The sequence below is a fragment of the Arthrobacter sp. MDT1-48-3 genome, assembly GCF_054511015.1.
Genome location: NZ_JBTNDL010000005.1, coordinates 42,503 through 56,714, shown reverse-complemented (window position 1 = coordinate 56,714; position 14,212 = coordinate 42,503). Strand labels below are relative to the sequence as shown.

Genomic DNA, 14,212 nt, shown 5'->3' with positions numbered 1-14,212 from the left:
GTCAAGGACCTGCGGGAGCGGCACGGACCACCGGCGCACGGACCGCCTTGCCGTAGTCTTGCCTAGCGAAGCGGCCTCCCGCGGGGGCCTCGCGACACCCAGCCGGAAAGAGAAAGCGGTCCAGATCCGTGCCAGCCACCGAACACCTCACAGCGCGCACCCCGAAGGTCTCCGTCGATGAGTTGCTGGGCGGTTTCTACCCGTCGCCCCGCTTCGGCGAGGTGTCCTTCGACACGTATCGTCCGGACCCCCAGCAGCCGTCGCAGTCTGCCGCCGTGACCAAGCTGCGCGAGTTCGCCTCCTCCGTCGACGAGCCCGAGCCCTCGGGATTCCGCAGACTGTTCGGCGGGGGCAGGAAGACCACCACGCGGGCGGGGATCTACCTCGACGGCGGATTCGGCGTCGGCAAGACGCACCTGCTCGCATCGCTCTGGCACGCATCCACGGGCCGCAAGGCGTTCGGCACCTTCGTCGAGTACACGAACCTGGTCGGAGCGCTGAGCTTCCGCAAGACCGTCGACGCGCTCAGCGGCTACAGCCTCGTGTGCATCGACGAGTTCGAACTGGACGACCCCGGGGACACGGTGCTGATGTCCCGGCTGATGCGCGAACTGGCCGACGCCGGCGTCAAGCTCGCGGCGACGTCGAACACCCTTCCCGGGTCGCTCGGGGACGGGCGCTTCGCAGCCGAGGACTTCCAGCGCGAGATCCAGGTCCTCGCGGACCAGTTCGAGGTGGCCAGGATCGACGGCGAGGACTACCGCCACCGGGGGCTGCCCCAGGCCCCGGCAGCGCTCGACGACGCCGCGCTGCGCGAGCGCATCGACGCCTACTCCGGCGGCGTCCTGGCGGAGGACGACTTCGGGGACCTGGTCCGGCATCTCGCCGACGTCCACCCGAGCCGTTACCGGCAGCTCCTCGACGGGATCGACGCCGTCGCCTGGCACGACGTGGACACGATCACCGAGCAGTCCGTCGCCCTGCGGTTCGTGGTCCTGGCCGACCGGCTCTACGACCGGGACGTGCCGATCATGGCGAGCGGCACGACGTTCGACCACCTCTTCACCGAGGAGATGATGGGCGGCGGCTACATGAAGAAGTACTACCGGGCGGTCTCCCGCCTCACCGCCCTCGCGCGGCAGGGGAGCGACGTCGTCCACTAGGCCCATCGCGGTCCTCCCGCCGCCTCCGGCGGGAACGCAAGAAGCGCCGGTGCCGCCTCTCGGCGGGACCGGCGCTTCCTTATTGCCAGGCTGGGAATTACACGGCCGGCGGAGGGGTAGGGCTGGTGTCGCCCTTGCCGTCCTTCTTGTCGATCCTGTCCACCATCCCCGAAGCCTTCGTCTGCACTCCGTTGATGTGGTGCGAGTACTTGCCATGGGTCCTGCTGTCGACGAAGTCGCCAGCCTTCCCGATGCCGTTCTTCACCTTGTCGGAATTATCGCCAATGAGTTCGGTCGCCTTACCCGCGAGGGTGCCGGCCTTGCCCTTGAGCCCGTCCAATAAACCCACGGACACCTCCTTTCGGTCGTGGAAACGCAGGACCGTTTCCGCTGCTCCAAGCATAGAGGAGGATCCCCGGGGTCCGGCGGGAGAACGGAGGAGTTCGCTCGGGGCTGAGCACAAAAAATGCCCGGTCCTCGCCAGGACCGGGCAACGGCCGCAATCGGCCGGAAAGAGCGGACGACGGGATTCGAACCCGCGACATCCACCTTGGCAAGGTGGTGCTCTAGCCAGCTGAGCTACGTCCGCAAAAAAGCGCCCCCGAGGGGGCGCCTTCGTGGGCGATACTGGGATCGAACCAGTGACCTCTTCCGTGTCAGGGAAGCGCGCTACCGCTGCGCCAATCGCCCATTTTCATGGTGCTCGTACCGTAGTGAGGTGGGGACGGGATTCGAACCCGCGTATACGGCTTTGCAGGCCGCTGCCTCGCCTCTCGGCCACCCCACCGTGACCGGATCGCTCCGGCCACCGGACTGATCCGGCCATACAGTGACTTGCGAGCGGACGACGGGATTCGAACCCGCGACATCCACCTTGGCAAGGTGGTGCTCTAGCCAGCTGAGCTACGTCCGCAGAAGAAGGAAGAACCCGGAATTCCCGCTACCTGCTGAGCATTTCGCGGTGTTTCTTCGTTTTCCAACGAGAAAAAACTCTATCGGACGTTCGGGAGTTCGTCCAATCGGCGGGCGGACGCGCTGCCTCGGCGGGGCCCCGGGACGCCCCTTCGCCTGCATCCCGCTGTCAGAGGAGCCTGAGAGACTGGAGCCATGACCGCCCCGCTCCTTGCACACGCAACGCCGCACGGCCGCATGTACGCCCGCTCCACGACCGAGCAGCCGTCCGTGCCGTCCATCACCACCGTCATCTCGCAACTGCCCAGTTCCCTCGGTGGCTGGTTCGGTCACATGGCGGCCAGTGCCCTGTCGCGGGATCCGCGGCTGCCCGGAGCGCTGGGCGATCCGGCCGAGCTCAGGACGGCGGTCCGGGACGCGGCGTCGGCCGCCGAGCGCTACCGTGACGACGCGGCACTGCGCGGCACCCGGGTCCATCACTACTGCGAGCAGGTTGCCCTGCGCGCCCTCGGCCGCCCCGACGAGCTCGAGGCTGCCCGACTGGCCCTGGAGGAGAACGGTGAGGGCGGTTTCGCGCAGCGGTTCGACGAGTGGTGGGACCTGTACGACGTGCGTCCCGTCGAGCCGGAACTGACGGTGTGGAACACGGAGCTGGGCTACGCGGGCACCCTCGACCTCATCGCCACGATCGGCGGCAGGACCTGCCTCATCGACTACAAGACCAAGAACACCGACCGGAACGGCTTCGTGAAGGCCCTGGACGACAAGGTCGTCATGCAGCTGGTCGCCGGCATGAAGGCGCAGGAATCCCTCGTCGATCCGCAGAAGGGCGAATGGCGGCCGTGGGTCCACGACGACCAGCCGCTGCTGCTCGGCGTGGCCGTGGGCCAGACCGAGGTGCGGGCGATGCGGGCCAACCCCGCCGTGCTGCGGAACCACTGGCTGCGGTTCTGCGCCCTGCGCCGGGCCTGGGCGGCAGGGCTCGAGGCCGAGGAGGCCGGGCGCGCCCTGCTCCCGATCGGACCGCCCCCCACGAAGACGGCCCCCGCCGAGCCCGCGCTTCCCGCCTGAGGGGCCGACCGGGCCGAAGTCCGCGCGCCCGAGCGCCCCGGCACTAGGATTGACGGGAGCCGCGGCGAGCACGAGTGCCGCGGTGCCGATGATCCCGCGCCCTGCGCGCACTCCGCGAAGCGAGGAACCGAACACCGATGGCCGTCCTGAGTATCCGCATGATCGGCGATCCGATCCTCCGCACACCGGCAGCAGAGGTCACCGACTTCGGTCCCGACCTCGCCCGGCTGATCGAGGACATGACCGAGACGATGATCGACGTGCAGGGGGCAGGGCTCGCCGCGCCGCAGGTGGGGATCGGGCTGCAGGTGTTCACCTACCGCGTCGACGGCGCGGAGGGCCACGTGGTGAATCCGGTCCTCGAGCTCACGGGACCCTCCCAGGGGGAGTCCGACGTCGAAGGCTGCCTGTCCGTCCCGGGGCTCGGAAGCTTCGTGGACAGGACGGACCGGGCCCGCGTCACCGGACAGGACCTGACCGGCAAGGAGATCACCGTGGAGGGGACCGGCATGCTGGCCCGGGCGTTGCAGCACGAGACGGACCACCTGCGCGGGACCCTCTACATCGACCGGCTCGAGGGCGAGGACCGACGGAATGCCCTTCGGGCGATCCGCAGCGCCGACTACAACAGCGTCACGTCCCGCACGGCCGCCGAGCGGTCCCGGTCGCTCGGTTCGAGCTTCACCCCCGGCGCGGCATCGACCCCGGGCCGCGCAGGGACCTTCGGCCGGACCACCCGATGAGGATCCTCTTCGCAGGAACGCCCGAGGTCGCCGTCCCCTCCCTGCGGGCGCTCGTCGACGCGGGGTTCGACGTCGCCGCCGTGCTCACACGCATCGACGCGCCGCTGGGCCGCAAGAAGGTCCTGACCCCCAGCCCCGTCGCAGCTGCCGCGGGTGAGCTCGGGCTGCCGGTCCTCAAGGGGAACCGGTTCACTCCGGAGCTGCTCGAGCAGCTCTCCTCGCTCGACCTCGACGCCGCGGCGATCGTCGCCTACGGCGGCATCGTCCCGCCGGCCGGACTCGCCGTGCCGAAGCACGGCTGGATCAACCTGCATTTCTCGGTCCTGCCGGCATGGCGGGGTGCCGCACCCGTCCAGCACGCAGTCCTCGCGGGGGACGACGTCGCCGGTGCCACGACGTTCCGCCTCGAGGAGGGACTCGACACCGGTCCCGTCTTCGGCGTGATGACCGAGACGCTCGAACCGCAGGCCACGAGCGGTGAGGTCCTCGAGCGCCTCTCGCACAGCGGTGCCGTGCTGCTCGTGCAGACCCTCTCCGGCATCGCATCCGGACGGGTCGAGGCGGCGCCGCAGTCGGGCGAACCGAGCTTCGCTCCGAAATTGGGGATCGACGACGCCCGCATCGACTGGTCGGAACCCGCCGTCGCCGTCCGGCGCCGCATCAATGCCGTCACCCCAGAGCCCGGCGCGTGGACGACGCTCGAGGGGCAGCGCGTGAAACTCGGTCCCGTCTCGCCCGTCGCGGGGGACCCCGCCCCGGGAGACCCCGGCGGGGAGACCGCGCAGCCGGAAGCCGGGGGCCCACCCGCGCCCGGCGCGCTGCAGGTCGTGGGCCGGGAGGTCCGGGTAGGGACAGGCACGGAACCGGTGGTCCTCGGCAGCGTCCAGCCGGCGGGGAAGAAGATGATGAAGGCCCTCGACTGGGCACGAGGCGCGGCGCGCGGAGAGCTGGTGTTCGAGTGAGCGGTACCGGAGGAACGAACAGCGGATCCGGAGGGAACGGCCCGTCCCGGCGATCCGGCGGCACCGGCGGATCGGGCAACCAGGCCGGCCGGGGGCAGGGCGGCGCGCTCCGCCGCAACGAGCAGGGCCGGGAGCGCAACCGCGGCGGGGACCGCCAGTTCTCCTCGGCCGCGCCCTCGCAGCGCACCCGCCGCGCCGATCCCGCTCGACTCGTGGCGTTCGAGGTCCTCCGCGCCGTGGCCGCCGAGGACGCCTACGCGAACCTCGTCCTGCCGGCGAGCATCCGCAAGCACGCACTGGACCGCCGGGACGCCGGGTTCGCCACCGAGCTGACCTACGGCGCGCTGCGGGGCCAGGGGACGTACGACGCCGTCCTGGCCCGCTGCGTCGACCGGCCGCTCGGTCAACTCGATCCCGCCGTGCTCGACGCGCTGCGCATCGGGGTCCACCAGCTTCTGGCGATGCGCGTCCCGGCGCACGCCGCGCTGGACCAGACCGTCGGACTGGTGCGCGCCGTGATCGGTGCCGGGCCCTCGTCGCTGGTCAACGCGGTGCTGCGCAAGGTGACCGCACACGACCTCGAGGGCTGGATCGGCGAGCTCGTCGACGGCATGACGGACGCGACCGCGATCGCGGCGCTGCGCCACAGCCACCCCGAGTGGATCGTCCGGGCCCTGCGCCAGGCGCTCGTGGCCCACGGCCGCGACGTCGCCGAGATCGACGCACTCCTGGCGGCCGACAATGCAGCGCCGGTGGTGCACCTCGTGGCATTGCCGGGCCTCGCCACGCTCGACGACGCCCTCGCGGAGGGCGCGGAACCCGGACGCCTCGCTCCCGGGTCGGCCTACTATTCGGGCGGCGACGTCAGCCGCCTCCCCGGGGTGTCCACGGGCACCATCCGCGTGCAGGATTCCGGTTCGCAACTCGTGGCCCGGGCGCTGGCCGCCGTCGACCTCGGCGACCGCCGGTCGGACGGTCCCGAGCAATGGCTGGACCTCTGCGCCGGCCCCGGCGGCAAGACGGCACTGCTCTCGGCGATCGGGCAGGACCGCGGTGTCCACCTCACCGCGAACGAGCCGGTGCCGCACCGCGCCCAGCTCGTCCGGCAGGCGCTGCGGCCCCTGCCCGCGGACTCGTGGACGGTCCGCGTGGGGGACGGGCGCGACGTCGGGCGGGAACAGCCGGAGAGCTACGACCGCGTGCTCGTCGACGCCCCCTGCACGGGACTCGGCGCGCTCCGGCGCCGCCCCGAGTCCCGGTGGCGCCGGCAGCCGTCGGATCTGGTGTCACTCGCGCCGCTCCAGCGCGAGCTGCTGGCCTCGGCCCTCGACGCCGTCGCGCCCGGGGGAGTGGTGGCGTACGTGACCTGCTCACCGCACCACGCGGAGACCGAGGCCGTCGTCGACGACTCCCTGAGGAGACGGACCGGCTTCGAGCGCCTCGATGCGGGAGCCGCCCTGGATGCCGTCAGCGTCGGCGGAGCCCTCGACGCCGGACACGGCTCGAGTGCGCAGCTGTGGCCGCACGTGCACGGCACCGATGCGATGTACCTCGCGCTCATCCGCAGGACTCTGTGAGGATGGACGGAGTCCCCCGCGGACGCCGTCGACCGTCCGAAACCCGAGCAGGGCAACGAAAGGAACCGCTGTGACCTCCCTCCGGATCAACCCGAGCATCCTGGCCGCGGACTTCGTCAACCTCGAGGCGGAGCTGCAGCGCATCGCCTCGGCCGATGCGGTGCACGTGGACGTCATGGACAACCACTTCGTCCCCAACCTGACGCTCGGACTCCCGATCGTGCGGCGCATCCAGGAGGTCAGTCCGCTGCCGCTGGACGTCCACCTGATGATCGAGGATGCCGACCGCTGGGCCCCGCAGTACGCGGAGGCCGGAGCCGCGTCGGTGACCTTCCATGCGGAGGCGGCAGCCGCCCCGGTCAAGCTCGCGCGCGAACTCCGCGGCGCAGGATCGAAGGCGGGCATGGCACTCCGGCCCGCGACGCCGGTGGAGCCCTACCTCGACATGCTCGCCGAGCTCGACATGCTGCTCGTCATGACGGTGGAGCCGGGATTCGGGGGACAGTCCTTCCTCGATCTCACGCTGCCCAAGATCCGCCGTGCCGCGGACGCCGTCCGGGGTGCGGGCCTGCCCCTGGTCATCCAGGTGGACGGCGGCATCACCGAGGAGACCATCCTCCGCGCAGCCGATGCCGGGGCCACCGTGTTCGTCGCCGGCTCGTCCGTCTACGGGGCGGACGACGCTTCGACCGCGATCGCCGCCCTGCGTTCGGCCGCCGGTCAGGAGAGCTAGACCCCTGTCCGAGGACAGCGGGGACGACGGTGGCACACAACCCCGGTGCAGCCGGGTCCCGCGGTCCGGTCCGCTCCGTCAGGCCTTCGGGTCCGGCGGATCGGTCACCGTGATCCGCACGGCCAGCGCGGTCCTCGCGGCGTCCTTCAGCACCGCGAACCGGGGATCCGGGACCGTGACGAAGGGGACCTGCGGGAGCCCGGCGAAGGCAGCCAGCACGGGCTCGCCGAGGGTCGATTCCGCCAGCGCCCTGTCGCCGCCGAGCTGGAGGCACGACGGCGGATCGGCCCTGTACAGTGCTGCCGCGCGTGCGGCGGTCTCCTCCACCAGGGCGTCCGCCTGGTTCGCCCGGCGTCTCGCGAAGCGCTGCTGGGACCAGCCGCCCGCCGCCGTCCTGCCCTGGACGTACCGCGTGCCGGTCTTGGACGACAGCACCTGGCCCGACCTGGCGACGCCGACGGAGTACCCGCCGCGCCTGATCAGGAGGAGCCCGACCGTGAGGTCGGGGGCGACACCGTGCACGAGGTCCGAGAGCAGATCCGGCAGGACCTCCGCGGCGGACCGGCCGGCGCCGGCCGGCGTGGCTCCTGGCGCGGTTGCCGGGGCAGGGCCACCGGGAAGCGGCGGGGCGAGCACGGCCGAGCAGCCGTTGCGCGCGACGATCCTGACGCCGGCGACCGTGCCACCGGCGCTCGGGGACGCCGGGGCCCGGAGGGCGGTGTAGGGACCGTTGCGTGCCTCGAAGCGGAACAGCCAGCCCGCGAGCCGATGGGGCTCGACGAGGACCGATCGGGTGGTGGACATGCTCCGCCTCTCGTGCCGCCTGCGTCAGTGGCCCACAGTAACGTTGACGCTGTGAATGATCTATTCAGCGCGGCTGCGGATGACGAGGCGGACGACGCGCCGTCCGACGGACCGCGCGCGCCGGGCACGGTGCGCCCGCGGAGCCCCCTCGCCGTCCGGATGCGTCCGCGCTCGCTGGACGAGGTGGTCGGGCAGCAGCACCTGCTCGGCTCCGGCTCGCCGCTGCGCACGCTCGCCGGCGAGCACGATCCGGGAGCGCACGCAGCGCCGTCGTCGGTGATCCTGTGGGGCCCGCCCGGTACCGGGAAGACGACGCTCGCCCACGTCATCGCGCGGGGCCAGGGCCGCACGTTCGTCGAACTCTCGGCCATCACGGCCGGCGTCAAGGACGTACGGCGGGTCATGGACGACGCCCTGACCTCCCGGGACCTGTACCGGCAGACCACCGTGTTGTTCCTCGACGAGATCCACCGGTTCAACAAGGCCCAGCAGGATGCCCTCCTGCCCGGCGTCGAGAACGGGTGGGTGGTGCTGATCGCCGCGACCACCGAGAACCCGTCCTTCTCGGTGGTGTCGCCGCTGCTGTCCCGCTCGCTGCTGCAGACCCTGAGGCCGCTCGACGAGTCGGACATCCGCGGCCTCCTGCAGCGCGCCGTCGACGACGAGCGCGGTCTGGCCGGCACCGTCGAGGTGTCCGAGGAGGCGCTCGAGCACCTCGTCCGTCTCGCGGCCGGCGACGCGCGGCGGGGACTGACGGCGCTCGAGGCGGCTGCCGGCGTCGCACTGTCCGGCACCGGCGACGGGACGGCGCCCGCAGGCCATGCACCCGCGTCGACGTCCCGTGCGGACCAGGACGACAGCGAGGACGGGGAGGAGCCACTCCCGGTCCTCGTGACGCTCGCCCACGCCGAGAAAGCCGTGGACGTCGCTGCGCTCCGCTACGACCGCGCGGGGGACCAGCACTACGACGTGGCGAGCGCGTTCATCAAGTCGCTCCGGGGCTCCGACGTCGATGCTGCCCTCCACTACGTCGCGAAGATGCTCGAAGCGGGGGAGGACCCGCGGTTCATCGCCCGGCGCCTCATGATCTCGGCGTCCGAGGACGTCGGGATGGCCGATCCGACGGCATTGCAGACTGCCGTCGCGGCAGCGCAGGCGGTCCAGCTCGTGGGCATGCCGGAGGCCCGGATCATCCTGGCCGAGGCGGTGGTGCACATTGCCACGGCCCCGAAATCCAATGCGGCCTACAACGGGATCAATGCCGCCATCGCGGACGTCAGGGCGGGCCGCGGGCAGGGCATTCCCGCTCATCTGCGGGACGCACACTATCCGGGCGCGAGCCAGCTCGGCCACGGCAAGGGCTACGTCTACTCGCACGACGAGCCGCACGGCATCGCCCTGCAGCAGTACGCGCCGGACGATCTCGTGGGGCGGGACTACTACCAGCCGACCGATCGCGGGGCCGAGCGGGACATCGCCTCGAGGCTGTCCAGACTGCGCCGCATCATCCGGGGGAGATAGGGCGCACGGACGACCGTGGTCATCCTTCAGATCCCCGTGCCCGTCGGCCGGTCGCCGTCGCGGCGGAGCTCCTCGTCCATGCTGCGTGTCGCGTCGGAGAGGGAGGAGGACGAGGTCCTCCTCCCTGCAGGGAGATCGAGGGGGTAGGAGTCGGTCCCGGTCCGCCTGATTCGGCCCCGCCCTGCCTCGCTGGTAGGATGGGACGCTGACTGGCAAGTCGTCGTGTACCAGCCTCCTCTCCCATGCTCACCAGCAGGTCTCCTGCTGCGCCGCGCGGGGTGGCGGCCAGGGTCGCGGCGGACTGTAGTACCGGGAAGCGGCCAATCCCGGCTCTCCGCAAGTGGAGGCCAGCGACACCAGGAAGTGCGGACGCCCCCGTGGCGCCGGTCCGTTTCTTCGCCGCAAAAAATCGAAAGGTAGACGTGGCTAACAACACACGTGCCCGCCGGAAGGTCCGCATCTCGCGGGCCCTCGGCATCGCCCTGACCCCCAAGGCAGAGAAGTACCTCGAGCGTCGGCCGTACGCGCCGGGCCAGCACGGCCGTGCGCGTCGCAAGCAGGACAGCGACTACGCCGTACGTCTGCGTGAGAAGCAGCGCCTGCGCGCCCAGTACAACATCCGCGAAGCGCAGATGGCCCGCATCTTCGAGGAAGCCCGCCGCACCGCAGGCCTGACCGGTGAGAACCTGATCGAGCTGCTCGAGATGCGTCTCGACGCCCTCGTGCTGCGTGCCGGTTTCGCCCGGACCAGCGCACAGGCCCGCCAGCTCATCGTGCACCGCCACATCATGGTCGACGGCGCCCGCGTGGACCGCCCGTCGTTCCGCGTGGCCGAAGGCCAGCTCATCCACGTCCACAGCCGCAGCGAGACCATGGTCCCGCTCCAGGTTGCTGCCGCTGGTGCGCACCGCGACGTCCTCCCCGCCGTCCCCGGCTACCTGGACGTCCAGCTCGACAAGCTCCAGGCACGCCTCGTGCGTCGCCCCAAGCGCTCCGAGGTCCCCGTGACCTGCGAAGAGCAGCTCGTCGTCGAGTACTACGCACGCTGATCCCCTCCGCTGACGGTCGTCTCCGCCGGCGCGGGACGAAGTGTGGACCAAGAGCCCGCGGCACACGCCGCGGGCTCTTCGTTCTGTAAGGTACTAAGAGCAAGAATTCCCACGCCCGCCCCGGAGGCGGTGCACCCCTGTGTAGAAGGAGACCGCCCATGTCAGGTGGAGATATTGCGGGCCTGATAGCTGCAGGCGTGTTCGCCGTCCTGGTGCTGCTGCTGGCCGTGCCGATCTGGAAGCTCGGGCGGGTGTTCGACGAACTGCGCAAGGCGATCCGTACCGTCACCGACGAGACGACGCCGCTGATCGAGGAGGTCACGAGCACCGTGAGCACCACCCACCAGCAGCTCAAGACCGTCGACGGCATCACCTCCAACGTCTCCGACGCGTCGGCCAACATCTCCGCCCTGTCGTCGCTGGTCGCCGCCACCATCGGCTCCCCGCTCATCAAGGTGTCGGCGTTCTCCTACGGTGTCCGCTCGGCCCTCGCGGGCCGCAAGGCGCCTGCACGACGCCGTCGCAGCCGCTAGCCCACCAAAGAACCGGAGAGAACGATGATTCGAAGAGCCTTCTGGCTGGCAGCCGGCATCACGATCGGCGTCGTCGCCGTGCGCAAGGTGTCGCAGGCGAAGTCCACCCTCGGCCCCGAGGGGCTGAACCGCGCCGTCGGGCAGATCAGCGACAGCATCGCCGACTTCGCCGACGCCCTGCGTTCGGCCATGTCGGAGCGCGAGACCGACCTGCGCGCCGCACTCGGCGTCCAGCAGCCGGCCGCTCCCGGCGCCGAGGTGTCCGGCGGGACGCTCCCCGCGCCGCGCCGCGCCCTCGGCTAGCACCGCGCAGCCCCATAGCCCGACCGACGGCCCCGCGGGGAACGCGTCCCGCGCCCGGGCGTCGCACCGGTGGCACGCCATGCCGCGCCGCGTCCGGTCGCCCCGGCGCCCCGACCGGTCCACCGCGTCCCGACCAACCACTGAAGGATTGCCCCATGAAGTCCCACGAGATCGCCAGTCGCTGGCTGAGCTACTTCGAGAAGAACGGGCACACGGTCGTGCCCTCGGCGTCACTGATCTCCTCCGATCCGTCGCTGCTCTTCACGGTCGCCGGGATGGTGCCCTTCATCCCGTACCTGACGGCCCGCGAAGTGGCGCCGTACAGCCGGGCCACCAGCGTGCAGAAGTGCATCCGCACGGGTGACATCGAGGAGGTCGGCAAGACCGCCCGCCACGGCACGTTCTTCCAGATGTGCGGCAACTTCTCCTTCGGCGACTACTTCAAGGCCGACGCCATCCGCCTCGCCTGGCAGCTCCTGACCAGCGACGTGGCCGACGGCGGCTTCGGCCTGCCGGCGTCCAGGCTCTGGATCACGGTCTACCACGAGGACGAGGAAGCCCTGGAGATCTGGCGTGACGGCATCGGCGTCCCGGTCGAGCGCATCCAGAAGATGGGCAAGAAGGACAACTACTGGTCCACCGGGCAGCCCGGCCCGGCCGGTCCCTGCTCCGAGATCTTCTACGACCGCGGACCCGCGTACGGAGTGGACGGCGGCCCTGAAGCCGACGACGCCCGGTACGTGGAGATCTGGAACCTCGTGTTCATGCAGTACCAGCGCGGCGAGGGCACCGGCAAGGACGACTTCGAGATCCTCGGCGAGCTCCCGAAGAAGAACATCGACACGGGCCTCGGCCTCGAGCGCCTCGCCATGATCCTGCAGGGCGTCGAGAACATGTACGAGACGGACCAGGTCCGGCCCGTCCTCGACCGGGCCGCGGCTCTCAGCGGCAAGGCCTACACGAGCGCCGAGTCGCCCGAGGACCCGCACCACACCGACGACGTCCGCATGCGCGTGGTCGCCGACCACATCCGGTCCTCCCTCATGCTCATCGCCGACGGCGTCACCCCCTCCAACGAGGGCCGCGGCTACGTGCTGCGCCGCCTGATCCGCCGCGCCGTCCGGGCCATGCGCCTCCTCGGCGTCGAGAAGGCGTGCCTGCCCGAACTCCTGCCGGCGTCCCGGGACGCGATGAAGGGCGTCTACCCGGAGGTCGAGAAGGACTTCGAACGCATCAGCCGGATCGCGTACGCGGAGGAGAAGGCATTCCTGCGCACCATCGCCTCGGGTACGGCCCGGCTCGAGGAAGCCGTCCGGGAGTCGCTCGCCGAGGAACGTCCCCTGTCCGGCCAGGACGCCTTCACGCTGCACGACACCTACGGTTTCCCGATCGACCTGACCCTCGAGATGGCAGAGGAGGCGGGACTGGCCGTGGACGCCGACGGCTTCCGCTCGCTCATGCTCGAGCAGCGCCGGCGCGCCCAGGCGGATGCCCGCGGGAAGAAGGCCGGCCACGCCGACCTCTCGGTCTTCAACGAACTCCTCGGACGCGGCCAGACGATCTTCACCGGCTACGACGAGCTGACGTCCGAGGCGACCATCATCGGCGTGCTCGACAAGGGCGCGTCGGTCCCGAGCGCGCTCCAGGGCGACGAGATCGAGCTCGTCCTCGACCAGACCCCGTTCTACGCGGAGGCGGGCGGCCAAGCGGCAGATGTCGGCCTGATCACTGGGGACGGCTTCGTCGTCGAGGTCCTCGACGTTCAGCGGCCCGTCAAGGGCCTCAGCGTGCACCGCGCCGTCGTGCGGGAGGGCGAGGTCGCCCAGGGTGCAACGGTGACGGCTGCCGTCGACCGCCAGCGCCGCCACGCAGGGGAGCAGGCCCACTCGGGGACGCACATCGTCCACGCCGCCCTGCACGAGATCCTCGGTCCCGAGGCGCTCCAGCGCGGGTCCTTCAACAAGGCCGGATACCTGCGCTTCGACTTCTCCTGGGGCGAGGGCATCAGCGCCGCGGCCCGCTCGGAGATCGAGGAGGTCTCCAACATCGCGATCCGCAACAACTACGAGGTCGAGACGAAGATCATGTCCCTCGCGGACGCCAAGGCCCTCGGCGCGACGGCCCTGTTCGGTGAGGCGTACGGCGACACCGTCCGCGTGGTCGAGATGAACGCCGAGTTCTCCCGCGAGCTGTGCGGCGGCACGCACGTGGCGTCCACGTCGCTCATCGGCAGCCTGACGCTCCTCGGCGAGCAGTCCGTCGGATCGGGTAACCGGCGCGTGGAGGCCCTCGTCGGGCTCGACGCGTTCCGGCACCTCGCCGCCGAGCGGGCCCTCGTCTCCGAGCTCTCCGACATGCTGAAGGTGCCGTCCGCCCAGCTGCCCGAGCGCCTCTCCGCCACCCTGAACAAGCTCAAGGCCGCGGAGAAGGAACTCGACCGGCTCCGCAAGGAACAGCTCGCCGCGGCCGCGGGCTCGCTCGTCGACACGGCCGTCGACGTCGACGGCGTGCGCCTCGTCGCGCACGACGCCGGCGAGATCGGCGGCGCGGACGAACTGCGGACGCTCGTGCTCGACCTGCGCGGACGCCTGGGATCCGAGCCGGCCGTGGTCGCCGCGACCGGCGTCTCGCAGGACCGACCGCTCGTGCTCGTCGCGACCAACGAGGCGGCGCGGACCGCCGGCGTGAAGGCCGGAGCACTGGTCCGCACGGCCGCGAAGATCCTCGGCGGCGGCGGCGGCGGCAAGGACGACGTCGCGCAGGGCGGCGGTTCGGACGCCTCGCGCATCCCCGACGCACTCTCCGCCATCCGCACGGCTGTAGCGGAACGCTGACGCCTCC

General features: G+C 71.0%; 13 protein-coding genes and 4 tRNA genes. 11 read left to right on the top strand and 6 right to left on the bottom strand.

The genetic code is table 11. From position 1 onward, the window contains the following. Positions 1 to 128: 128 nt before the first annotated feature. Positions 129 to 1,163, top strand: coding sequence for a cell division protein ZapE (gene zapE, locus ACX80L_RS12270; RefSeq protein ID WP_459289972.1), 1,035 nt, complete (start codon positions 129 to 131; stop codon positions 1,161 to 1,163). A gap of 97 nt (positions 1,164 to 1,260) precedes the next feature. On the opposite strand, the gene ACX80L_RS12265 is transcribed toward zapE, so the two are convergent. From ACX80L_RS12265 to ACX80L_RS12245, 5 genes are all read right to left on the bottom strand, one after another. Beyond that, the gene (locus ACX80L_RS12265; RefSeq protein WP_208741005.1) at positions 1,261 to 1,512 is read right to left on the bottom strand and encodes an antitoxin; all 252 of its coding nucleotides are present in this window, start codon (positions 1,510 to 1,512) and stop codon (positions 1,261 to 1,263) included. Positions 1,513 to 1,678: 166 nt separating this feature from the next. Continuing rightward, positions 1,679 to 1,752: transfer RNA gene (locus tag ACX80L_RS12260), tRNA-Gly, on the bottom strand. 29 nt (positions 1,753 to 1,781) lie between these two features. Next, positions 1,782 to 1,853 (bottom strand) — tRNA-Val (locus ACX80L_RS12255). Between the two features lie 26 nt (positions 1,854 to 1,879). Next, a tRNA-Cys gene (locus ACX80L_RS12250) sits at positions 1,880 to 1,950 on the bottom strand. Between the two features lie 52 nt (positions 1,951 to 2,002). Continuing rightward, positions 2,003 to 2,076 (bottom strand) — tRNA-Gly (locus tag ACX80L_RS12245). A gap of 194 nt (positions 2,077 to 2,270) precedes the next feature. Here ACX80L_RS12245 and ACX80L_RS12240 point away from each other — a divergent pair. The 5 genes from ACX80L_RS12240 to rpe all read left to right on the top strand — a co-directional run bounded on the left by ACX80L_RS12240 (position 2,271) and on the right by rpe (position 7,161). Next, positions 2,271 to 3,146 (top strand): cytochrome, encoded by an 876-nt coding sequence (locus ACX80L_RS12240; RefSeq protein WP_459289970.1) that lies wholly within the window; start codon positions 2,271 to 2,273, stop codon positions 3,144 to 3,146. Positions 3,147 to 3,283: 137 nt separating this feature from the next. Then, positions 3,284 to 3,889 (top strand): peptide deformylase, encoded by a 606-nt coding sequence (gene def, locus ACX80L_RS12235; protein WP_133080605.1) that lies wholly within the window; start codon positions 3,284 to 3,286, stop codon positions 3,887 to 3,889. Continuing rightward, positions 3,886 to 4,851, top strand: a complete 966-nt coding sequence (locus ACX80L_RS12230; RefSeq protein ID WP_459289968.1) for a methionyl-tRNA formyltransferase — start codon at positions 3,886 to 3,888, stop codon at positions 4,849 to 4,851. Before def ends, ACX80L_RS12230 begins: the two co-directional genes overlap by 4 nt. Then, positions 4,848 to 6,428 carry an RsmB/NOP family class I SAM-dependent RNA methyltransferase gene (locus ACX80L_RS12225; RefSeq protein ID WP_459289966.1) on the top strand — a complete coding sequence of 527 codons (1,581 nt, stop codon included), beginning with the start codon at positions 4,848 to 4,850 and terminating at the stop codon, positions 6,426 to 6,428. Before ACX80L_RS12230 ends, ACX80L_RS12225 begins: the two co-directional genes overlap by 4 nt. A gap of 70 nt (positions 6,429 to 6,498) precedes the next feature. Next, on the top strand, positions 6,499 to 7,161 hold the full coding sequence (gene rpe, locus ACX80L_RS12220; RefSeq protein WP_133080602.1) for a ribulose-phosphate 3-epimerase: 663 nt from the start codon (positions 6,499 to 6,501) through the stop codon (positions 7,159 to 7,161). Positions 7,162 to 7,239: 78 nt separating this feature from the next. On the opposite strand, the gene ACX80L_RS12215 is transcribed toward rpe, so the two are convergent. Next, the gene (locus ACX80L_RS12215; protein WP_459289963.1) at positions 7,240 to 7,965 is read right to left on the bottom strand and encodes an acVLRF1 family peptidyl-tRNA hydrolase; all 726 of its coding nucleotides are present in this window, start codon (positions 7,963 to 7,965) and stop codon (positions 7,240 to 7,242) included. A 51-nt stretch (positions 7,966 to 8,016) separates the two neighbouring features. On the opposite strand from ACX80L_RS12215, the gene ACX80L_RS12210 reads away from it, so the two are divergent. The 5 genes from ACX80L_RS12210 (at position 8,017) to alaS (ending at position 14,205) form a co-directional block, all read left to right on the top strand. Continuing rightward, positions 8,017 to 9,486, top strand: coding sequence for a replication-associated recombination protein A (locus tag ACX80L_RS12210; protein ID WP_133080600.1), 1,470 nt, complete (start codon positions 8,017 to 8,019; stop codon positions 9,484 to 9,486). A 422-nt stretch (positions 9,487 to 9,908) separates the two neighbouring features. Beyond that, positions 9,909 to 10,535, top strand: a complete 627-nt coding sequence (rpsD, locus tag ACX80L_RS12205; RefSeq protein WP_055771608.1) for a 30S ribosomal protein S4 — start codon at positions 9,909 to 9,911, stop codon at positions 10,533 to 10,535. A 158-nt stretch (positions 10,536 to 10,693) separates the two neighbouring features. Further along, on the top strand, positions 10,694 to 11,068 hold the full coding sequence (locus ACX80L_RS12200) for a DUF948 domain-containing protein (RefSeq protein ID WP_208741222.1): 375 nt from the start codon (positions 10,694 to 10,696) through the stop codon (positions 11,066 to 11,068). Between the two features lie 24 nt (positions 11,069 to 11,092). Next, complete coding sequence (locus ACX80L_RS12195; protein WP_459289961.1) at positions 11,093 to 11,371, top strand: DUF6167 family protein; 279 nt, start codon at positions 11,093 to 11,095, stop codon at positions 11,369 to 11,371. A 155-nt stretch (positions 11,372 to 11,526) separates the two neighbouring features. Beyond that, entirely contained in the window at positions 11,527 to 14,205 is a 2,679-nt protein-coding gene (gene alaS, locus ACX80L_RS12190) for an alanine--tRNA ligase (RefSeq protein ID WP_459289959.1), read from the top strand. The last annotated feature ends 7 nt before the right edge of the window (positions 14,206 to 14,212 follow it).

What these genes read in the sequence shown, in the direction of transcription:
- alaS (WP_459289959.1), top strand. Translation starts at nt 11,527, where the DNA reads ATGAAGTCCCACGAGATCGCCAGTCGCTGGCTGAGCTACTTCGAGAAG.
- def (WP_133080605.1), top strand. Translation starts at nt 3,284, where the DNA reads ATGGCCGTCCTGAGTATCCGCATGATCGGCGATCCGATCCTCCGCACA.
- ACX80L_RS12215 (WP_459289963.1), bottom strand. Translation starts at nt 7,965, where the DNA reads ATGTCCACCACCCGATCGGTCCTCGTCGAGCCCCATCGGCTCGCGGGC.
- ACX80L_RS12230 (WP_459289968.1), top strand. Translation starts at nt 3,886, where the DNA reads ATGAGGATCCTCTTCGCAGGAACGCCCGAGGTCGCCGTCCCCTCCCTG.
- ACX80L_RS12195 (WP_459289961.1), top strand. Translation starts at nt 11,093, where the DNA reads ATGATTCGAAGAGCCTTCTGGCTGGCAGCCGGCATCACGATCGGCGTC.
- ACX80L_RS12200 (WP_208741222.1), top strand. Translation starts at nt 10,694, where the DNA reads ATGTCAGGTGGAGATATTGCGGGCCTGATAGCTGCAGGCGTGTTCGCC.
- ACX80L_RS12240 (WP_459289970.1), top strand. Translation starts at nt 2,271, where the DNA reads ATGACCGCCCCGCTCCTTGCACACGCAACGCCGCACGGCCGCATGTAC.